This is a genomic window from Ponticaulis profundi (assembly GCF_042659465.1).
In the GTDB taxonomy this organism is placed as follows: Bacteria; Pseudomonadota; Alphaproteobacteria; order Caulobacterales; family Hyphomonadaceae; genus Ponticaulis; species Ponticaulis profundi.
Genome location: NZ_JBHSSW010000003.1, coordinates 199628 through 217961, shown reverse-complemented (window position 1 = coordinate 217961; position 18334 = coordinate 199628). Strand labels below are relative to the sequence as shown.

General features: G+C 57.0%; 20 protein-coding genes and 1 pseudogene. 17 read left to right on the top strand and 4 right to left on the bottom strand.

All coding sequences use genetic code 11. The features are described 5' to 3' along the window. Nucleotides 1-64 precede the first annotated feature (64 nt). Nucleotides 65-1735, top strand: coding sequence for an amidase (locus tag ACFQDM_RS02645; protein WP_377375078.1), 1671 nt, complete (start codon nucleotides 65-67; stop codon nucleotides 1733-1735). On the opposite strand, the gene ACFQDM_RS02640 is transcribed toward ACFQDM_RS02645, so the two are convergent. Further along, nucleotides 1676-2671 carry an NADPH:quinone oxidoreductase family protein gene (locus tag ACFQDM_RS02640; protein WP_377375075.1) on the bottom strand — a complete coding sequence of 332 codons (996 nt, stop codon included), beginning with the start codon at nucleotides 2669-2671 and terminating at the stop codon, nucleotides 1676-1678. The genes ACFQDM_RS02645 and ACFQDM_RS02640 overlap by 60 nt on opposite strands. Before the next feature lie 119 nt (nucleotides 2672-2790). On the opposite strand from ACFQDM_RS02640, the gene ACFQDM_RS02635 reads away from it, so the two are divergent. From ACFQDM_RS02635 to ACFQDM_RS02625, 3 genes are all read left to right on the top strand, one after another. Continuing rightward, nucleotides 2791-3714, top strand: a complete 924-nt coding sequence (locus tag ACFQDM_RS02635) for an ROK family protein (RefSeq protein ID WP_377375074.1) — start codon at nucleotides 2791-2793, stop codon at nucleotides 3712-3714. A 22-nt stretch (nucleotides 3715-3736) separates the two neighbouring features. After that, complete coding sequence (locus ACFQDM_RS02630) at nucleotides 3737-4435, top strand: crotonase/enoyl-CoA hydratase family protein (protein WP_377375071.1); 699 nt, start codon at nucleotides 3737-3739, stop codon at nucleotides 4433-4435. 81 nt (nucleotides 4436-4516) lie between these two features. Continuing rightward, on the top strand, nucleotides 4517-5188 hold the full coding sequence (locus ACFQDM_RS02625; RefSeq protein WP_377375068.1) for an SDR family oxidoreductase: 672 nt from the start codon (nucleotides 4517-4519) through the stop codon (nucleotides 5186-5188). 58 nt (nucleotides 5189-5246) lie between these two features. Here the strand turns inward: ACFQDM_RS02625 and ACFQDM_RS02620 are convergent, their stop codons facing one another. Then, entirely contained in the window at nucleotides 5247-6236 is a 990-nt protein-coding gene (locus ACFQDM_RS02620) for an NAD(P)H-dependent flavin oxidoreductase (protein ID WP_377375065.1), read from the bottom strand. A gap of 193 nt (nucleotides 6237-6429) precedes the next feature. Here ACFQDM_RS02620 and ACFQDM_RS02615 point away from each other — a divergent pair, with 193 nt between their 5' ends. Continuing rightward, nucleotides 6430-8076 carry an AbgT family transporter gene (locus ACFQDM_RS02615; RefSeq protein WP_377375063.1) on the top strand — a complete coding sequence of 549 codons (1647 nt, stop codon included), beginning with the start codon at nucleotides 6430-6432 and terminating at the stop codon, nucleotides 8074-8076. Between the two features lie 60 nt (nucleotides 8077-8136). On the opposite strand, the gene ACFQDM_RS02610 is transcribed toward ACFQDM_RS02615, so the two are convergent. Then, nucleotides 8137-8844: an MlaC/ttg2D family ABC transporter substrate-binding protein gene (locus ACFQDM_RS02610; RefSeq protein ID WP_377375060.1), complete on the bottom strand. Its 708-nt coding sequence runs from the start codon at nucleotides 8842-8844 to the stop codon at nucleotides 8137-8139. Nucleotides 8845-8874: 30 nt separating this feature from the next. Next, nucleotides 8875-9612, bottom strand: coding sequence for an MlaA family lipoprotein (locus tag ACFQDM_RS02605; RefSeq protein ID WP_377375057.1), 738 nt, complete (start codon nucleotides 9610-9612; stop codon nucleotides 8875-8877). Nucleotides 9613-9849: 237 nt separating this feature from the next. On the opposite strand from ACFQDM_RS02605, the gene ACFQDM_RS02600 reads away from it, so the two are divergent. From ACFQDM_RS02600 to metH, 12 genes and pseudogenes are all read left to right on the top strand, one after another. Next, nucleotides 9850-10809: an ArsR/SmtB family transcription factor gene (locus ACFQDM_RS02600; protein ID WP_377375056.1), complete on the top strand. Its 960-nt coding sequence runs from the start codon at nucleotides 9850-9852 to the stop codon at nucleotides 10807-10809. Next, the gene (metF, locus tag ACFQDM_RS02595; RefSeq protein WP_377375053.1) at nucleotides 10806-11702 is read left to right on the top strand and encodes a methylenetetrahydrofolate reductase [NAD(P)H]; all 897 of its coding nucleotides are present in this window, start codon (nucleotides 10806-10808) and stop codon (nucleotides 11700-11702) included. Before ACFQDM_RS02600 ends, metF begins: the two co-directional genes overlap by 4 nt. Nucleotide 11703: 1 nt before the next feature. Beyond that, a complete protein-coding gene (locus ACFQDM_RS02590) occupies nucleotides 11704-12126 on the top strand; it encodes a hypothetical protein (RefSeq protein ID WP_377375050.1) in 423 nt (140 codons plus the stop codon). Nucleotides 12127-12169: 43 nt separating this feature from the next. Beyond that, on the top strand, nucleotides 12170-12295 hold the full coding sequence (locus ACFQDM_RS02585; protein WP_377375049.1) for a hypothetical protein: 126 nt from the start codon (nucleotides 12170-12172) through the stop codon (nucleotides 12293-12295). Continuing rightward, nucleotides 12282-13346, top strand: coding sequence for a homocysteine S-methyltransferase family protein (locus ACFQDM_RS02580; protein ID WP_377375046.1), 1065 nt, complete (start codon nucleotides 12282-12284; stop codon nucleotides 13344-13346). Before ACFQDM_RS02585 ends, ACFQDM_RS02580 begins: the two co-directional genes overlap by 14 nt. Before the next feature lie 3 nt (nucleotides 13347-13349). Beyond that, entirely contained in the window at nucleotides 13350-13745 is a 396-nt protein-coding gene (locus tag ACFQDM_RS02575; RefSeq protein WP_377375044.1) for a DUF6508 domain-containing protein, read from the top strand. Beyond that, nucleotides 13742-14167: a gamma-glutamylcyclotransferase family protein gene (locus ACFQDM_RS02570; protein WP_377375041.1), complete on the top strand. Its 426-nt coding sequence runs from the start codon at nucleotides 13742-13744 to the stop codon at nucleotides 14165-14167. The genes ACFQDM_RS02575 and ACFQDM_RS02570 overlap by 4 nt, the downstream gene beginning before the upstream one ends. Then, nucleotides 14164-14403, top strand: coding sequence for a hypothetical protein (locus ACFQDM_RS02565; RefSeq protein WP_377375038.1), 240 nt, complete (start codon nucleotides 14164-14166; stop codon nucleotides 14401-14403). Before ACFQDM_RS02570 ends, ACFQDM_RS02565 begins: the two co-directional genes overlap by 4 nt. Continuing rightward, a complete protein-coding gene (locus ACFQDM_RS02560; protein ID WP_377375035.1) occupies nucleotides 14400-14639 on the top strand; it encodes a hypothetical protein in 240 nt (79 codons plus the stop codon). Before ACFQDM_RS02565 ends, ACFQDM_RS02560 begins: the two co-directional genes overlap by 4 nt. Beyond that, entirely contained in the window at nucleotides 14632-15456 is an 825-nt protein-coding gene (locus tag ACFQDM_RS02555) for a nucleotidyltransferase domain-containing protein (RefSeq protein WP_377375032.1), read from the top strand. Before ACFQDM_RS02560 ends, ACFQDM_RS02555 begins: the two co-directional genes overlap by 8 nt. Then, nucleotides 15449-15643 (top strand): hypothetical protein, encoded by a 195-nt coding sequence (locus ACFQDM_RS02550; RefSeq protein ID WP_377375029.1) that lies wholly within the window; start codon nucleotides 15449-15451, stop codon nucleotides 15641-15643. The genes ACFQDM_RS02555 and ACFQDM_RS02550 overlap by 8 nt, the downstream gene beginning before the upstream one ends. Nucleotides 15644-15679: 36 nt before the next feature. Then, nucleotides 15680-18292, top strand: a pseudogene (gene metH / locus ACFQDM_RS02545) (methionine synthase); the annotation flags it as partial. Nucleotides 18293-18334 lie beyond the last annotated feature (42 nt).

The following is an 18334-nucleotide window of genomic DNA, read 5'->3' as shown; positions in this document are numbered from 1 at the left end:
GCCGGACTTGTGATGCCTTGAGACTGCAGGCAGACTGATGCTTTCGGGCAAGGGGAGGTCTGTCATGTCATTCAGGTGTATCGCACTTTCAGCTGCAGCCATCAGTGTGATTGGCGCATCCGGTGGGCCCTCAGCCTTTGCGCAGGATGTGGTGGCCGCTCCCTCAGAATATGCGCCGTCTGACTGGACTGCCAGGACTTTGCCAGAACTGGTAGAGGCCCTGAATGCAGGCATGGTGACCTCCGAAGCGCTGGTCGCGGCTTATCTCCTGCGGATCGAACAGATCGACCAGGCAGGGCCGGAACTGCAATCTGTGCTGACGATCAATCCGGATGCGCTCGATCAGGCACGCGACATTGATGCGCGCCGGGCGAATGGCGAGCAGATTGGCCTTCTGGCGGGCGTCCCAATCCTTCTGAAAGACAATATCGACACCAAGGATCCGATGCCGACAACGGCAGGTGCTTTTGCGCTGGCGGAGAATTATGCGCGCACGGACGCGCCGCTTGCTGCCGGAATCCGGGCCGAAGGCGGCGTCATTCTTGGTAAGACCAATCTCAGCCAATGGGCGAATTTCCGCTCTCTGTCTTCGGTAAGTGGCTGGTCTGCGCTTGGTGGTCAGGTGCACAATCCGCATATGCTGGACCGGACGCCATGTGGATCAAGCTCCGGGTCTGGGGCCGCAATCGCGGCGTCTCTCGCGGCGGCCAGTGTGGGAACGGAAACCAATGGCTCCATTATCTGTCCGTCGAATGTGAATGGCGTTGTCGGCTTCAAGCCAACGGTTGGCCTTGTCCCGCAGGCCGGGATTGTGCCGATTTCGTCCTCGCAGGACACGGCGGGCCCGATGACCAAAACGGTACGCGGCGCGGCCATGTTGCTTCAGGCCATGGCCGTTGAAAGCACGGAAGAGGTGCTGTCTCGCCTGAGCGACACAGCGTTGCAAGGAACGCGCATTGGCGTACTGCGCTACTCGGTTGGGGATAACAGCGACATTCAGGCCCGGTTTGATGCGGCACTCGCTGTGCTGGAAGCGGAAGGCGCGACGCTCGTCGAAATCGAGCGCTTCGATCAGACCATCGATAATTATGATGAGAAGTCCTTCGGTCTGTTGCTGCATGAATTCAAATCGACCTTGAATGCTTATCTTGCTGCAACGCCTTACACGGTCAAAACGCGTACATTGGCGGATCTGATCGCTTTTAACGAGGCGCATGCTGACAAGGAACTCGCTCTGTTTGACCAGAGCATCTTCAAGATGGCCGAAGACACAAAGGGCATGGATGATCCGGGCTATCCGGCCCTCGCAGCGGCTGTGAAGGCGGGTGCAGGCAGCTTTGGTATTGATCGCATGTTGCGCGAATACGAGGTTGATTTCCTTGTCTCGCCGTCCGGGCCGCTTGCGCCGCGCATTGACTATATCAATGGCGATGTCTGGCCGGACTGGTCGGGCGCCGGGTCACTCGCTGCAAAAGCAGGCTATCCGCATCTGTCTGTTCCGATGGGCGAGGTGCACGGCATTCCGATTGGCCTGTCCTTCTTCGGAACGGCAGGCAGCGACGCCGACGTGCTCGCGATTGGCTATGACTATGAACAGGCCAGCGGACTGCGCCCGGAGCCTGGCTATCTGCCGAGCGCCGACGCCAGGCCGGAAATTCTGAGCGCTGTCCGTAAATCAGTCGTCGGGCATGTCGAGGACGACCCGGCCGACACTCCCGCCGGAAGCGACGAGTGACATCGCCTCGGCAAACTCGGCCAGAGGAAAGCGGTGACCAATGGGCGGGCGGAGCTTGCCTGCTTCATACAGCGCGAACAGATTTGCGAGGTTTTCCAGCCCGAGCTGTTTCTCCCGTACCGTGAACTGGTGCACATCGACGCCGATCAGCGCTGCGCCCTTCAGAATGGCAAGATTGGTCGGCAAGCGCGGAATATCGCCAGCGGCAAAGCCAATCATCAGATGGCGGCCATTCCAGGCAAGAGACCGGAACGCCGTTTCGCTCATCTGGCCTCCGACCGGGTCGACGATCACATCGACGGGGCGGCCCTGATTGGCGGCTTTCAGATCACCTCGCCAGTCTTCGGACTGGCTATCAATGACCATGTCTGCACCTGCCTGTTTTGCCAGCGTGCGTTTTGCCGGGGAAGAGGCGGACGCAATGACGAATGCGCCAAGCGCTTTACCAAGTTCAATACAGGCATAGCCAACGCCGCCCGATGCGCCGAGCACAAGCAGGCTTTCTCCGGGTTTCACTTGCCCGCGCTGCACAAGCGCATGATAGGCCGTCGTGTAGTTCATCTTGAACACAGCGGCTTCGTCAAAGGGCATGGCATCTGGAATGCGGAAGGCTTTCTCTGCCAGAGCGATGCGAGACTGCGCGAAAGCCTGGCCATTGCCCTGACTGACAAGCACGCGGTCTCCGATCGTAAGGGTCGAGACGTCTTCACCGATCGCATCGACAATGCCGGCGCATTCGATACCGGGTACGCAGGGTAGGGGCAGTTTGACCTGATACTTTCCGGTCGCCATCAGAACATCGACGAAGTTCACGCATGCAGATTTGACACGGATACGCACTTCTCCGGGCCCCGGAATGCCGGGCTGCAGGTTTCGAAGTTCATAGCTGTCGGGTGGTCCGAAACGTTCTGAAATCACGGCGAGTGGGTAGGCCATTCATCCCTCCTGAATTATAAAAACAATTTAAAGTAGAAAATTGAGATAGGTTCAAGAGGGCAAATGAGTTGACAGACGCGGGGCAGGCTGGCCCATGAAGGATGTAAGCCATTTGGGGGATGTGTTTGTTCGCAATCGGAATTGATCTGGGAGGGACGAAGACTTCGGTCATCGTTCTGGGAGAGGACGACACACCGGTCTGGTCGCGGCGTGTCGCGACACCGCAGGAAGGCTATGACGCCATTCTGGAAACCGTGGTGGCGCTGGTCGAAGAGGCGCGCACACATTGCCTTGATAAAGTGCCGGATTCCATTGGGATCGGTATTCCGGGCGAGCTCTCCAGCGATCTGAAAACCGTGAAGAATGCAAACTCAACGGTGCTGATTGGAAAGCCTCTGGGGGCAGACCTCAGCCAAAGGCTCGGATGTGACGTCCGCATCGCCAACGATGCCACCTGTTTTGCGGCCTCCGAAGCGCTGGATGGCGCTGGCAAGGATGGCGAGATTGTTTTCGGTGTGATCATCGGAACCGGCGTTGGTGGCGGCATCGCCATTCGCGGCATTCCGCACACAGGTATCAACCGCCTCGCAGGCGAATGGGGACACAATCCGTTTCCCCTGCTTGGCGCAGAACCAAAACAGCGCCCCTGTTATTGCGGTCAGACGGATTGCATTGAGACCTGGCTGAGCGGTCCGGCGCTCACACAGGATTATGCCGATCTGAAAGGACATAAAGTGCCAGCCATCGAACTGGTGGCGCGCGCAAAGAAAGGCAATCCGATCGCCGAAGAGGTGATCGATACCTATGTCACCAATCTGGCCAAAGGCTTGTCGACCATTGTGAACACGCTGGACCCGGACGTCATTGTCCTGGGCGGCGGCGTCTCAAACATCGAGCATATCTATTCAGTCCTGCCCGAAAGGATCGCCAGCTATGTGTTCAATGCGACCGACCGGCCTGTCGAGCTGAAAACCCGGATCGTACGAAACAAATGGGGTGATGACAGCGGCGTTCGCGGCGCAGCCTGGCTGACCCGGACCTGAAAACTATAAGGGGAGAAAATACATGACAGCGACACTGGAAATGAAAGACAAGGTCGCCGTCATCCGTCTGGATGATGGCAAACGCAACGCGGTCAATCACGCACTGTTGGACGGATTGAATGGCGCGCTGGACGAGGCGGAAACCAATGAGGCGCGCTGCGTGGTGCTGATGGGGCGCGACGGCACCTTCTCTGCGGGTTTTGATCTGAAGTTCTTTGCAACCTGTACGCCGGAAGAAATGACGGGACTCGTGCTGCGCGGCTCGCAACTCACCACTCGGCTCTTGCAGTATCCGATGCCGGTCATTGCGGCGTGCACTGGGCATGGCATCGCCATGGGCGCCTTTACGCTCCTGTCTTGCGACTTCCGCTATGGCGTTGATGATGATCAATACCGCATTGGCGCGAACGAAACGGCGATCAAGATGATCCTGCCCGTGTTCGGCTTTGAACTGGCCAAGGCGCGCCTCAATCCCTTGGAAAAAGCCCGCGCCATCGCTGAAGGACATCTCTACACGCCGAAAGACGCTGTGAAGGCGGGTTTCCTGGATGAGGTGGTGTCAGCCGACAAGCTTGAAGAAACCGTGCTGAAACGCGCAGAGCATCTGGCGCAGCTCAGCAGCAAGTCATTTGCTGGCAATCGCATCGGGATCTGGAAAGAAACCATTGATGCGATTGAGGCGAGCCATACTTCGGGTGGGGCGAAGGTTACGCCTGCCTGATTGCCCTGCGAACAATCACTGAAGCCTGATTTCGGCAGCCTTCACCCTTCCTAATGTGTGATCATATTCAGGAGGGGTAAGATGAGCAGTATTCTTGTGACCGGCGCTGACAAGGGACTGGGGCTGGAGCTTGTCCGGACCTATTGCGCAGACGGCGCCGACGTCATTGCGTGCGCGCTTGCCCCTGATACAGCCGATGAGTTGCGTGCGATCGGGGCGCGCGTTCTGAAAATGGATGTTACCCGCCCGGAAGACATCATGTCCGTGAGCCGGGCGCTGGATGGTCAGCCGCTGGATCTGTTGATCAACAATGCGGGCATTACTGGCTATGGCTCGTTCGGGGATCTTGATTACGAAATCTTCGAGCGCGCTGTGGTCACCAATCTGTTCGGATCGCTTCGCGTCTCCGAAGCGCTGCTTGCGAACATTGAAGCGGGTCAGAAGAAAACCATCGCAACCGTGACCAGCGGCCTCGCGTCCATTGCGGACCGCAGCTATACGGGCGCCTTGCCTTATCGGGCGTCCAAGGCGGCGCTGAATATGGGGCTGCGATGCATGGCCGAAGATCTGGCCGACAAAGGCGTGAAAGTGCTCTCCCTGCATCCGGGACATATCAAGACCGATATGGGTGGCCCCTATGCGACGGTCGACACAGCTGACAGCGCGGCAGGTCTGAAGCAGGTGATTGAGGCTGCGCCTTATTGCGGTGAGCTGAAATTTCTGGATTGGGAAGGCCGCGAGCTGCCCTGGTAGATACGAAAAAGCCCCGACCTCTCGGCCGGGGCTTTTGTCTTGTGACGGGACGTTCGGCTTACGCGGAAACGGTTTTGCCCATCATGTCCATGAAACGCTTGGTCATCAGCTCTTCGGCTTCGTTCATGATGCGGTCCATCAGTTCCTGAACGGTTGGAAGGTCGTGGATCAGACCAGCCACCATGCCGCAAGACCATGCGCCGGCATCCATTTCGCCATCGACCATGACTTTCGGATAAACGCCGGCAACCTCGTTGATGATGTCTTCAAACTTGATGTCAGACCCAAGCTCGCGCTCTTTTTCGAGAAGGCGCTCCACGCCCGCATTCGTCATCACGCGTTCGGTGTTGCGCAGAGGGCGCATGACAAGACGCGTGTCGAGTTCGGAAGCCGCAACGATAGCCTGTTTCACGTTTTCGTGGACGGGCGCTTCTTTCGTCGCGATGAAGCGTGTGCCCATATTCATGCCGTCTGCGCCGAAGGCGAGCGAAGCAACCAGTGAGCGGCCATCTGCCTGACCACCGGAAGACACGAATGGAATTTCCAGCTCATCGGCGGCGCGTGGCAGCAGAATGAAGTTCGGCACATCGTCTTCGCCCGGGTGACCACCGCATTCAAAGCCGTCAACAGAGACCGCATCGCAGCCAATGGACTGTGCTTTCAGCGCGTGACGGACGGCTGTACATTTGTGGATGACCTTGATGCCGGCATCTTTCAGGTGCGGCAGGACAGAGGCCGGGTTGTTGCCCGCTGTTTCCACGACTTTTACGCCGCCTTCGATCACCGCTTTGACGATGCCCGGATAATCCGGCGGTGTTGTTGACGGCAGGAAGGTGATGTTCACGCCGAACGGCTTGTCCGTCATGTCCTTGCAGCGTGCGATTTCGTTTGCGAGGTCAGCCGGTGTTTTCTGTGTCAGCGCCGTGATGATGCCGAGGCCGCCAGCGTTGGAAACGGCAGCCGCCATTTCAGCAAAACCGACATAGTGCATGCCACCCTGAATAATCGGGTGCTGAATGCCGAACATCTCTGTGATCTTGGTTTTCATAACGGGTCTCCCTTTTCCCGAGTATAGTTGCATATACCCATATCCGGGGAAACCGGCCTTGTCGCCCCCTGACGAAGCGTCAGGATTCCGAAATTTCGTGTGCTTTGAACGTGTACACAGCTTCTGGCATTGCCTTACCGGGACGGTCAGGCTCTATTACGCGCAAATTTGATTTACAGGGGAGCCAAACGGCATGAGTGAGGCGGTCGAAACTCAGGACCATGCGAAAGGATTTCTCGGCTTTGTCGAGAAGACGGGCAATAAACTGCCCGATCCGGTCTTCATCTTTCTGTTCCTGATCATCGTTCTGATGGTCATTTCCATCATTGCCTCGCTGACAGGGCTGACGGCAACGCTGTCAGATCAGGTGCTGGCAGGCATGTCGGACGGCACCAAGGCGCGGTTCTCGATCGGGGAAGATGGCGTGATCCCGGCGATCAGTCTGCTCTCGGCAGACAATATCCAGAGGCTCTGGGTCGAAATGCCCGCCACATTCACACACTTCCACCCACTCGGTTACGTGCTTGTGGTCATGTTGGGCGCCGGGGTTGCTGAGCGAACCGGTCTGTTTGGAAATGCCATGAAGGCAGCGGTCAGCGGTGCGCCGAAATTCCTGCTGACGCCGGTTGTTGCCTTCGTCGCCATGGCTGGCAACCACGCAGCAGATGCCGCCTATGTTGTTCTGATCCCGCTCGCAGGGGTTCTGTTTGCATCAGCCGGACGTCATCCGGTTGCGGGCATTGCCGCCGCCTTTGCAGGCGTTTCCGGCGGTTTCTCGGCGAACTTTGCGCCCGGTCAGCTCGATGCTCTGCTGTATGGCATCACCGAAGCTGCTGCAGAGATTCTGGTGCCGGACTATGACGCGAACATTGCGGGCAACTGGTTTTTCATCACCGCCATGATGGTGGTCTTTATTCCGGTCATCTGGTTTGTGACAGACAAGATTGTCGAGCCGCGTCTCGGGAAATGGGTGCCGGAAGGTGATCAGGCCGACATTTATGGCGATGAAGACAAGCCGCTGACCAAAGACCAGTCCAAAGGTCTGCTTTATGCGGGGATCGCGGTTGTTGCTGTCTGTCTTCTCTGGGCGGCCATGGCGATTGGTCCCGGAACGCCCCTGATCGACGAGGCAGCGTGTCCGGCCGATCAGGCAGCAGCGGGTGTCTGCAGTTCCATCGCGAACTATTCGCCTCTCTTCCAGTCTCTCGTCGGTGGCTTTCTCGTGCTCTTCCTGGCTGCAGGCATTGCATACGGCGTCGCGGCGAAAACCATCACCTCTGGAGATGATCTGGTCGCCATGATGGCCGATGCCATGAAGGATATGGGCTATTATTTGGTGCTCGCCTTTGCTGCGGCGCACTTCGTGGCGATGTTCGGCTGGTCAAATCTGGGGCTCATCTCGGCGGTGCATGGCGCCTCGGCGATTGAAAGCTCCGGCCTGCCACTGCCGATCCTGCTTGGGCTCATTGTCCTGTTCACCGGCCTGATCAACCTGTTTGTCGGCTCGGCCAGTGCAAAATGGGCGCTGCTTGCGCCGGTTATGGTGCCTATGCTGATGCTGCTGGGGGTCTCTCCGGATGGGGCAACGGCAGCGTATCGTGTGGGCGATTCTGCGACCAACATCATCACGCCGCTTATGGTCTATTTCCCGCTCATTCTGGTGTTTGCACAGCGTTGGAAGAAAGACTTTGGCATCGGGTCTCTGACAGCGATCATGATTCCGTATTCCATCTGGATCATGATTTCGGGTCTCGCGCTGATGATCCTCTGGGTCTGGCTCGGACTGGATCTTGGGCCGGGTGCGTCCGTGACCTACACTCTGCCGGGTGCGGCGAGCTAAAATGCAAAAGCCCCGCAACTTGCTTGCGGGGCTTTTTTCTTTGTCCGGGGTGTCAGGAGATCAGCCGGCCTGTATGGCTCCGCTCAGCGCAGCCCGGCGGCTTGCGGCTTCTGCGTTCAGGCGATCCGTCATTTCCTTGATCTTTGCGATCAGAGCGTCAGAGCGTCCGCCATTGCGGTCCAGAATGTCCTGGAATTGCTCTTTCTGCTGACCTGCAAGCCAGAAGAAACCGCCATCCAGCTGAATGCCGACTTCCACAACCTTATAGCCTTCGCCGAAGACTTTTGCGTAGTTGGAGCCCGGGCGGAATTTCACGACACGCCATTTCACGGGCAGGTCATTCTCCGGCAGGTCGATTACCGTCTCAACAATGCTGTCGACCAGCGTGTAAGTGCTGGGTTCTGAGTCCTGAGAGCCTGTTACGACGATGTCGCTGCCGCGATATTTGTCGAGCTCAGCCTCATAGGTTGCCAGACCATACTCGCGGAAGGCTTCGGTAAACGCCGCTTTTTCCTTATCGGAAAAGCGATTGTAGTATTTGCCGAGCACGCGCATGGCGATCAGGTCCAGATCGGTGAACTGGTCCATCAGCTTGGCAAATTCTTCGCGACGCTCTGGGCCGCTCAGTTTTGGATCATTCAGCGTCTGCAGTGCCATATCGGCATTTTTTTCGACATACGCTTCGGTCTCTGCGTCGGCAAAGCCAGGCAGAGCGCTGCCCGCCACAAGGCTGGCGCTCAGCAGAAGACCCGATAATAACTTTTTCATTGTCCTAATGCTTTCCCCTCGAGGCGCGTTCTAGAAGTCTTCGAACTCAGGCAGCTCGTCATATTCGTCCGGTGCCGTTTCGCCGTTTCTGATCGCCGCGTCTCGCTGTTGCGTATAAATGCTACGCAGGGCGACATATGGTTCGGCCTGCGTTTTCAATGAATCGATGGCGCCCTGTGCGCGTGAGCGGGAGTTGATGCCGTTCAGAACTCCCATGCCGACGCGAATAGCCATGTCGTCATCATCATCACCACTATAGCGTACAAAATTCGTCGGATTCATGGCGCGATCGACGCCAAATCCGAAAAGGTCTCTCGGGTTTGTGGACCCAAGGATCGGCATGACCAGATAGGGGCCGCTATCTACCCCCCAGACGGCAAGCGTCTGACCGAAATCTTCTTTATCCTGCTCCAGACCATTGTAACGGGCGACATCCCAGAGGCCTGCAATGCCGAGCGTGGTGTTGATCACAAAGCGGAAGCCAGACTGGCCTGCGCGCGTGCCTTCACCCTGAAGAACATTGTTGATGAAAGTCACAGGCTCGCCGAGATTGCGGAAAAAGTCGGCGACACGGTCGCGCCCGAATTCTGGCGTAACGGCTGTATATCCCTTGGAAACCGGTTCCAGAACCGCATCATCCAACGCGAGGTTGAACTCGAGCATGGAGCGGTTGAAGCCTTCATATGGATCATTCTTGGACGTGGTGCCCGGCGCAGTCGCGCATGCGGTCGCGGTCAGCGCCACCAGTCCAGCCACTAATTTTTTCAAAGTCCCGTCTCCGATTTCAACCCTCAGGTACCGCTTTAAGCGATGTTTGCCGTCCGATTCAAATTACAAATTCGAATGATCACTCTAATCTGTGACCTAAATTGAGTCTGAATGCGACAGTTTCAAGTCACGCATGCGTGATCTTGCAAAGATTAAACCACTAAACGCGTTAAGGTTCACAATTCTCGTTGACAAAATCATATAAAGATATGTTTATATGATGCGAGAGGTAGTGAAATGGATCTTGTTGAGGCCTTGCGAAGTATTGGCGAGCCGACGCGTCTTCGCGTTCTGGCGCTGTTGGCGCATGGCGAACTCGCTGTTGGTGAGCTGGTGCAGATCCTTGGGATGAGCCAGCCAAGGCTTTCACGCCATATGAAGTTTCTGACGTCTGCCGGGCTCGTAGAGCGCATGCCGGAAGGGGCGTGGGTGTTCTACCGCCTGCCTGCGCGCGGCGAGGCGCGTGAGCTGATCAATGCTGTGCTGGCGTTTCTCCCGGAAGAGCAACCCGAATATGTCCGCGATCGCCAGCGTCTGGACGGTGTCCGTAAAAGCCGGGCGAGCGCTGCCGAAGACTATTTCGGCAGAACCGCTGCGTCCTGGGATGATGTGCGTGGCCAGCATTATCCCGCTGCGGCTGTTGAGGCGGCCCTGCTCGATGCTGCCGGGCGGGACAAGGCCGCACTGATGGTCGACCTTGGCACCGGCACAGGACGCATGCTGACCCTGTTTGCCGACCGCGTGGAATGGGCTGAAGGCATTGATCTTAGTCACCCTATGCTGACCGTTGCGCGGTCAAACCTCGAACGCGCAGGTGTCAGCAATGCCGGCGTACGGTTTGGAGACGTCACAGCGCCGCCTTTCGCGGATGATGTGGCCGATCTCGTCATCGTCCATCAGGTGCTCCATTATATGGACCGGCCTGAACGCGTCATCGCCGAGGCGTCGCGCATTCTGAAATCAGGTGGTCGTCTGCTGATCGTCGACTTTGCGCCGCATAGTCTCGAGTTTCTGCGCTCAGATCATGAGCATCGCCGCCTTGGTCTCAGTGACGCTGAAATCGCGGAATGGTCGGCTTCGGCTGGCCTCACACTGCACGAAGTGCCGCAACGTTTTGAATCCGGGTCGAAAGACGGCCTGATCGTGAATATCTGGACAGCTGACAAGCTGCCAAACATTGGAGAAATTGCAGCATGAGCCTGCAGCATGCCCCGAAAGACATTCATGTCTCTTTTGAGTTCTTCCCGCCAAAGAGCGAGAAGGCCGAAGACGCACTTTGGGAATCTGTGCGCCGGTTGGAGCCTGTGCATCCGAAATTCGTATCTGTCACCTATGGAGCCGGTGGCTCGACGCGAGACCGGACGCACCGCACGGTGAAGCGCATGGTCGAAGAGACCGATCTGACGCCTGCTGCGCACCTGACCTGCGTTGGCGCGTCAAAAGAAGACGTCATGGGCGTCGTGGATGATTATCTGGAAGCGGGCGTGCAGCACATTGTGGCGTTGCGCGGCGACCCACCAGAAGGCATGGGGGCGACATTCACCCCGCATCCGGAAGGGTTCGCCGGATCGGTTGAGCTGATTGAAGCGGTTCGGAACTACAAGCCGGAACTGGGCAAGCGCTTCGAGATTTCGGTTGCGGCCTATCCGGAACCACATCCGGACAGTCTTGGTCTGGCGAAGGATCTCGAAATTCTGAAAGCCAAGCAGGATGCTGGCGCTGACCGTGCGATCACCCAGTTCTTCTTTGAGCCGGATCACTATTTCGAATTTCTGGACGCTGCCCGCGGCTATGGGATCGATATTCCGATCGTGCCGGGCATCATGCTGCAGCCAAACTTCAAGGGTCTGAAGCGGATTGCGGGTCTGTGCGGTGCGAGCCTGCCAGACTGGTTGCATGAGCTTTATGAAGGGCTGGATGATGATGCTGAGCAGCGCGAGCTGATCACGGCCAATGTCGCTGCAGACCTGACGATGAAACTGGCCGACAAGGGCGTGAAGGATTTTCACTTTTACACGCTGAACAAGGCGGGCCTTTCACTGTCTACCTGCCGTTTGCTTGGCATCAAGCCGGAAGCAAAGGCAGCCTGATATGTCGAAACAAACGCTGCCTTCCGGTCGGTTTGTCGGACGCGCCGAATGGTTCGATGAGGCCGGTGATAAAGGCGGATATGATGTTGTCATGTCGCTGCGGGGCGGCGAGGAAGCATTCTCGGTCACGGTGAAGCATGTTTTTGACAATGGTGATCCGGACACGGATGCCACGTTCGACATGTCCTTCGTCGCATCGCGTCTTTTCAGCGTCTCTGCCGGCGGGCATGTCGTTGGCAAAGGCTATATGGTAGATGGTTTCTGTCACTATGCGATGGTCTTCGGTGAGAATATCGTCGAAACCAATCTGAGCTGGCAGGGTGCAGACCTGAGCGTTTTTGGTTCTGCGACGAAAAACGCAGCCGGACGCCATATCGCCTGGGAAGAACATCTGCGTCCTGAGAACAGCGCCGACGACAATTGAGCATGATATGAAACGCCCGAGCCACAGAACGCTAATGTTCATCATGTTTCTGGGTCTCGCCATAGCGACACTGACCCGGATGATGATGGAGAATGACGAAGTCTCCTATCTGGAAGGCATACGGCAGGCGAAAGAAGCCAAAGAGGAATCTGCGAATGACCAGAACTGAACGCATTGCAGCGCTGGAAGCAGCCGCCAAGGAACGCATCCTTGTTTTTGACGGGTCGTGGGGCGTGCTGATCCAGAATAAGGGCCTTGTCGAAGAAGATTATCGCGGCGCGCGGTTCACGGACTTTCCGGGCCAGATGAAAGGCAATAACGACATTCTCTGCCTGACGCGCCCGGATATCATCGCTGACATTCACAATGCCTATTTCGCGGCTGGTGCGGATATTTCCGAGACCAATACGTTTTGCGGAACGACGATCGCGCAGGATGACTATGAGCTCGATGCGCAGGCTGTGTGGGACATCAATCTGGAAGGTGCGCGGATCGGCCGAAAGGTGGCAGATGAGTGGACGGCGAAAGAGCCGCACAAGCCACGCTTTCTTGCCGGTTCAATCGGCCCGCTGAACAAAATGCTCTCCATGTCGCCGGATGTGAATGATCCGGGTGCGCGTGCGGTGACCTTCGATGAGGTCTATGAAACCTATCGTCACCAGGTCGCGGCGCTCTATGAGGGCGGCGTGGATATGTATGTCATCGAGACAATTACGGACACGCTGAACTGCAAGGCGGCGATCAAGGCCATTCGGGACCTTGAAGCCGAAGGTCAGGAGCGACTGCCGATCTGGATTTCCGGTACCATTACAGACCGGTCCGGCCGGACACTTTCTGGTCAGACCGTCGAGGCGTTCTGGAACTCTGTGCGCCATGCACGGCCTTTCGCCATTGGCTTTAACTGCGCGCTTGGCGCTGATCTGATGCGCCCGCATATCGCAGATCTTGCCCGTCAGTCCGATTGTCTGGTTTCGGCTCACCCGAATGCGGGCCTTCCAAACGAAATGGGCACCTATGATGAAACGCCGGAACAGACGGCTGCGCATATCGGCAAATGGGCGCGCGATGGACTGCTGAACATTGTTGGTGGGTGCTGTGGTACAACACCGGCACACATTGAAGCGATTGCCAAAGCCGTTGAGGGTGTGGCGCCGCGTGTCCCGGCTGAAACCAAGCACACGCTGCGCCTGGCAGGGCTGGAGCCATTCGAGGTCGCATGAGCCGTGAGCATTCTGACGCGTGCGCGTCTGGCTGAGCTGAAAGTCATTTTTAGTACGCTGGACGCAGAAGAAAAGCCAAAATACCGAAGCGATCAGGCGCGGTTCACGCCATTCGCAGAGGAACTGCTGGATGGCTTGCGGCCGTATGGCTCATCACGGGACTGGTCCGGATGGATGGAGGCGCAAAAAGAGCGTGTCGGTTCAGCCGACGGTTTTGACACGATCTGTGCGGTTTTGCCTGATGCGTCTCTTGAGGATGTGCGTCTGGCCGTGCTCTCACTTTTTCGGTCAGAGCGGTTTTCCGAAGGCACGCTGTTTGCGGCGCAAAAGCACGGTGTTTTCCTGAATATTTGCGAGCGTCTGGAGACGCTTCTGTACGGAGAGGAGACCATCACATGATGAATGGACCTGTCACGTCTGGAGATCTCTTTTTCTTTTACGGGCTTCTGAAACAGGGCGCGGCGGGGATGCCGGTGCATATTGATCTGGATGCGGGCGGAGACTTCCTGGGGCCGGCGCGCGTTCGCGGCAGCCTTTACAATCTTGGCAGCTATCCCGGCATCGTCTCTGGCGATGGGCTGGTTCAGGGCGTGCTGTACTGTCTGAATGACACGGCACTGATGCCACTGCTTGATGAATTCGAGGACGTTATTCCAGCTGATCCGAAGCGTTCGCTTTATTACCGGGAACGGACTGATGTACTCGATCAGGAAGGCGCGGCGACAGGTGAAAAGGCCTGGGTCTATTGGTTCAACCGCCCCGTCACGCGCTATCACAGAATTGCCGATGACAACTGGCCTCTGAATGGGGGCGTACGATGAGTGAGAATGTTCCGGACGGTTTGAAAAAGATCAAAACGATCTTCGGGATCGTGATTGGGATCGCTGCTGGTGCGTTCTTTTACGTCGTCGGTGCTAGTCCGCTGTCTGAACTGATTGATGATCCCATGCTGGGGCAGGCTGCTCGCATTGCGGTCAGCGCGCTTTTTGCCGTCATCGTGTTTTTCTCTTTCCGTCTGGGCGGTGGAGAGGGAACAGGCGGAGATGGCGGGGGATGATGACTGAAAACGATCTGAAACTGAAAATCGCGATTTCCGTTTTTGCCGGGATCGGGACATTCATCATGACGGGATTTGTGATGCTGCCAGGCTTCATTGAAGCCCCGCTCTATCGCTATTTGACCGCTCTTGGGATCGGTCTCGTATTTGGCGGCATGATCTTCATGGGCTGGGGCGCTTCTGGCACCGGTGGAAGCGGAGATGATGGTGGATTTGATGGAGGCGGTGGTGACTGAGGCGCTAACGTTCACCCCCGAAATTTCAGGCGTAAAACGCGCAGCGATCATGAACCAGCTTGAGGCCATTCAGGCTGAAGAGAATGTACGCATTCTGTTTGCCATAGAGAGCGGCAGCCGGGCCTGGGGGTTTCCGTCGCCCGACAGCGATTACGATGTACGATTTGTTTATGTACATGACGAAGACTGGTACCTTTCTATCCAGCCTGGGCGGGACGTGATCGAGAAGCCGCTCGTTGATGACTGGGATGTCAATGGCTGGGACCTGAAGAAGGCGATCGGCCTGTTGCTGAAGCCCAATCCGGTCTTGCTGGAATGGATGTGCAGTCCTGTTCAATATATCTGGAACGAGAGCGCAGTCTCAAAATTACAGGCCTTTGCTGCTCGGCATGTGTCGCCTCGGACTTGTACCGGCCATTATTATCATCTTGGCAAAGGTATGTGGGATCGGAATATTTTTGCCCACGACCAGATCAAGCTGAAGAAGTATTTTTACGTCTTGCGTCCTGCCCTGGCCTTGAGATGGGTACGAATGAGGCCCGAACGGCTGCCGCCTATGAACTTTCAGAAACTTGCGCAGGGAACAGAACTGTCTGCCGAAGTGCTGGAAAACATCGCCGACCTGATGCGAAAGAAATCTGTTTCGAGTGAAGCCAAACTGGGCGGGCGAATACCGGTTCTGGACGAACTGATCGAAGATGAGTTCGAAAGGGCGGAGCGGGCTGGTTTTTCGAAACTCGTATTGACCGATGAGATACGTGCCGAAGCAGACACGCTGTTCAGGCAGTTGGTGCGCGAGGGAGGTTTCCATGACTGACTTCTGGAAATTCGTCACCGGCGTATCCGTTGCCGTCGTAACTTACGCCGTCTCTTATGTCGGCATCAAACTGGCTGGCGGGAACATCTTCCTGGCTGGCATTCTTTCTGGCGGGTTTGCCGCCATCGCTTTTTATGGAATGGGCTCCATTCTCGGCTATTCCGTCGATCCGGATCTTGAAGACTAGGACAACTGGCACACCATGACCGAACAAACCGCTTCCTTCGTCAATGTCGGCGAACGCACAAACGTCACCGGCTCTGCGAAATTCCGCAAGCTGATTGAGAAGGATGACTATACCGCAGCGCTCGACGTGGCGCGTGAGCAGGTCGAGAACGGCGCGCAGATCATCGATGTGAACATGGATGCAGGCCTTCTGGACTCGGTCGCGGCCATGCGGACCTTCCTCAATCTCATCGCTGCCGAGCCGGATATCGCCCGCGTTCCGGTGATGATTGACAGCTCCAAATGGGAGGTGATCGAGGCGGGCCTGAAATGCGTGCAGGGCAAGGCGATTGTGAACTCGATCTCTCTGAAAGAGGGTGAGGCGCAATTCCTCGATCATGCCCGCAAATGTCTGGCCTATGGCGCAGCTGTGGTGGTCATGGCCTTTGACGAAACCGGGCAGGCGGACACGAAGGCACGCAAGGTCGAGATTTGTCAGCGTGCTTACAAGATCCTCACCGAGACGGTCGGCTTTCCGGCAGAAGACATCATTTTCGATCCGAACATCTTCGCGGTCGCGACCGGGATTGAAGAGCATGACAATTATGCGGTCGACTTTATCGAAGCGACCCGTGAGATCCGTCAGACCTGCCCGGGTGTTCACATTTCAGGCGGTCTGTCGAATGTGTCCTTCTCCTTCCGCGGCAATGAGCCGGTGCGCCGCGCCATGCACTCTGTCTTCCTCTATCACGCCATTCCGGCGGGTATGGATATGGGCATTGTGAATGCCGGTCAGCTCGACATTTATGACGAGATCGATCCGGAGCTGCGTGAGCATGTCGAGGATGTCATTCTCAACCGCCGTTCGGATTCAACCGAACGCCTGCTCGAGATAGCCGAGAAATTCCGGGGTCAGAAAGGCAAGACGGTCGAGAAAGACCTGTCCTGGCGCGAGCGCCCGGTTCAGGAGCGTCTGAAGCACGCACTGGTCCATGGCATCACAGAGTTCATTGTCGAGGACACAGAAGAAGCCCGCCAGTCGGTTGAGCGACCGCTGCACGTGATTGAAGGCCCGCTGATGAGCGGCATGAATGTCGTTGGAGACCTGTTCGGTTCGGGCAAGATGTTCCTGCCGCAGGTCGTCAAATCCGCCCGCGTCATGAAAGCCGCCGTCGCGCACCTCATTCCCTTCATGGAAGAGGAAAAGCGCCGCATGGGCATGGAAGGCAAGTCCAATGGCAAGATCATCCTCGCCACGGTGAAGGGTGATGTGCACGACATTGGCAAGAACATTGTCGGCGTTGTGCTGGCCTGTAACGGCTATGAGATTGTTGACCTTGGCGTCATGGTGCCGTGTGAGACCATTCTCGATACCGCTGAGAAAGTCGGCGCCGATATGGTCGGGCTGTCAGGCCTGATCACGCCGAGCCTTGATGAGATGGTGCTCGTCGCAGCCGAGATGGAACGGCGCGGTATGGATATTCCGCTTCTGATTGGCGGTGCCACGACGTCACCGGCGCATACCGCGATCAAGATCGAGCCGAGCTTCAAGCGTCAGCCGGTCGTGCACGTCAATGATGCCAGCCGCGCGGTCGGCACGGTCTCAGCGCTCCTGTCTGATGACAAATCGCAATACTGGGACACCCAGCGCGCCAAATATGAGCGCATTCGCGAAAGCCGGTCAGGTGGGCCGCCAAAGCCGCGCCTGCCAATCGCTGAAGCGCGCAGGAAAGCCGTGCCGATTGACTGGGATGGCTATACCCCGCCGAAGCCAAGCTTCACGGGCGTCAAGGAAGTTGAGTTCGATCTGGGCGATCTGAACCGCTATATCGACTGGACGCCTTTCTTCGCCAGCTGGTCGATTGCAGGCCGATATCCGATGATCCTGGAAGACAAGGTGGTGGGCGAAGCGGCGACCAGTCTGTGGAATGATGCACAAGCCATGATGCAGAAAATCATCGGTGAAAAATGGTTCACCGCCAAAGGCGTGTGCGGCTTCTGGCCTGCAAAATCCGTCGGTGATGACGTCGCCCTCGATAATGGTGAAACGCTCTACACGCTGCGCCAGCAGATGGTGAAGGACAATCAGAAGCCAAACTTTGCGCTGGCGGATTTCGTCAGCCCGAAAGGCGGCGATCATGTCGGTGCCTTCTGCGTCTCCATTTTCGGTGAGGATGCCCACTCCAAGGCTTATGAAAAAGCCAATGATGATTATTCCGCCATCATGGTGAAGGCGCTTGCCGACCGCTTCGCAGAGGCCGCTGCCGAAGCCCTGCATGAGCGTACCCGCAAGGAATTCTGGGGGTATGCAGGAGATGAGGCGCTTTCAACCGAGGATCTGATCAAGGAGCGTTATCAGGGCATCCGACCGGCGCCCGGTTACCCTTGTCAGCCTGATCACACGGAGAAAGAGACCATTTTCCGCCTGCTGGGCGCGAGCGAGCGAATTGGCACAGAGCTGACGTCCAGCTTTGCCATGACCCCGCCCGCCTCTGTTTCGGGGCTTTATTTCTCTCACCCGGAGAGCGTCTATTTCGCAGTGGGCCGGATTGAGCGTGATCAGGTCGCTGACTATGCCGCGCGCAAGGGCTGGGAAGTTTCCAAGGCTGAGAAATGGCTGGGGCCTATCCTCAATTATGACCCGAACGAGGTGAATGAAGAGGCGGCTTAGCCGCCTCTGCGCATCCACTCATCAATGGCTGAATATTTAGAG

What these genes read in the sequence shown, in the direction of transcription:
- ACFQDM_RS02610 (WP_377375060.1), bottom strand. Translation starts at nt 8,844, where the DNA reads ATGAAAAAGTTATTATCGGGTCTTCTGCTGAGCGCCAGCCTTGTGGCG.
- metF (WP_377375053.1), top strand. Translation starts at nt 10,806, where the DNA reads ATGAGCCTGCAGCATGCCCCGAAAGACATTCATGTCTCTTTTGAGTTC.
- ACFQDM_RS02580 (WP_377375046.1), top strand. Translation starts at nt 12,282, where the DNA reads ATGACCAGAACTGAACGCATTGCAGCGCTGGAAGCAGCCGCCAAGGAA.
- ACFQDM_RS02645 (WP_377375078.1), top strand. Translation starts at nt 65, where the DNA reads ATGTCATTCAGGTGTATCGCACTTTCAGCTGCAGCCATCAGTGTGATT.
- ACFQDM_RS02590 (WP_377375050.1), top strand. Translation starts at nt 11,704, where the DNA reads ATGTCGAAACAAACGCTGCCTTCCGGTCGGTTTGTCGGACGCGCCGAA.
- ACFQDM_RS02585 (WP_377375049.1), top strand. Translation starts at nt 12,170, where the DNA reads ATGTTTCTGGGTCTCGCCATAGCGACACTGACCCGGATGATGATGGAG.
- ACFQDM_RS02615 (WP_377375063.1), top strand. Translation starts at nt 6,430, where the DNA reads ATGAGTGAGGCGGTCGAAACTCAGGACCATGCGAAAGGATTTCTCGGC.
- ACFQDM_RS02620 (WP_377375065.1), bottom strand. Translation starts at nt 6,236, where the DNA reads ATGAAAACCAAGATCACAGAGATGTTCGGCATTCAGCACCCGATTATT.
- ACFQDM_RS02550 (WP_377375029.1), top strand. Translation starts at nt 15,449, where the DNA reads ATGACTGACTTCTGGAAATTCGTCACCGGCGTATCCGTTGCCGTCGTA.
- ACFQDM_RS02565 (WP_377375038.1), top strand. Translation starts at nt 14,164, where the DNA reads ATGAGTGAGAATGTTCCGGACGGTTTGAAAAAGATCAAAACGATCTTC.
- ACFQDM_RS02570 (WP_377375041.1), top strand. Translation starts at nt 13,742, where the DNA reads ATGATGAATGGACCTGTCACGTCTGGAGATCTCTTTTTCTTTTACGGG.
- ACFQDM_RS02560 (WP_377375035.1), top strand. Translation starts at nt 14,400, where the DNA reads ATGATGACTGAAAACGATCTGAAACTGAAAATCGCGATTTCCGTTTTT.
- ACFQDM_RS02600 (WP_377375056.1), top strand. Translation starts at nt 9,850, where the DNA reads ATGGATCTTGTTGAGGCCTTGCGAAGTATTGGCGAGCCGACGCGTCTT.
- ACFQDM_RS02640 (WP_377375075.1), bottom strand. Translation starts at nt 2,671, where the DNA reads ATGGCCTACCCACTCGCCGTGATTTCAGAACGTTTCGGACCACCCGAC.
- ACFQDM_RS02625 (WP_377375068.1), top strand. Translation starts at nt 4,517, where the DNA reads ATGAGCAGTATTCTTGTGACCGGCGCTGACAAGGGACTGGGGCTGGAG.
- ACFQDM_RS02630 (WP_377375071.1), top strand. Translation starts at nt 3,737, where the DNA reads ATGACAGCGACACTGGAAATGAAAGACAAGGTCGCCGTCATCCGTCTG.
- ACFQDM_RS02635 (WP_377375074.1), top strand. Translation starts at nt 2,791, where the DNA reads ATGTGTTTGTTCGCAATCGGAATTGATCTGGGAGGGACGAAGACTTCG.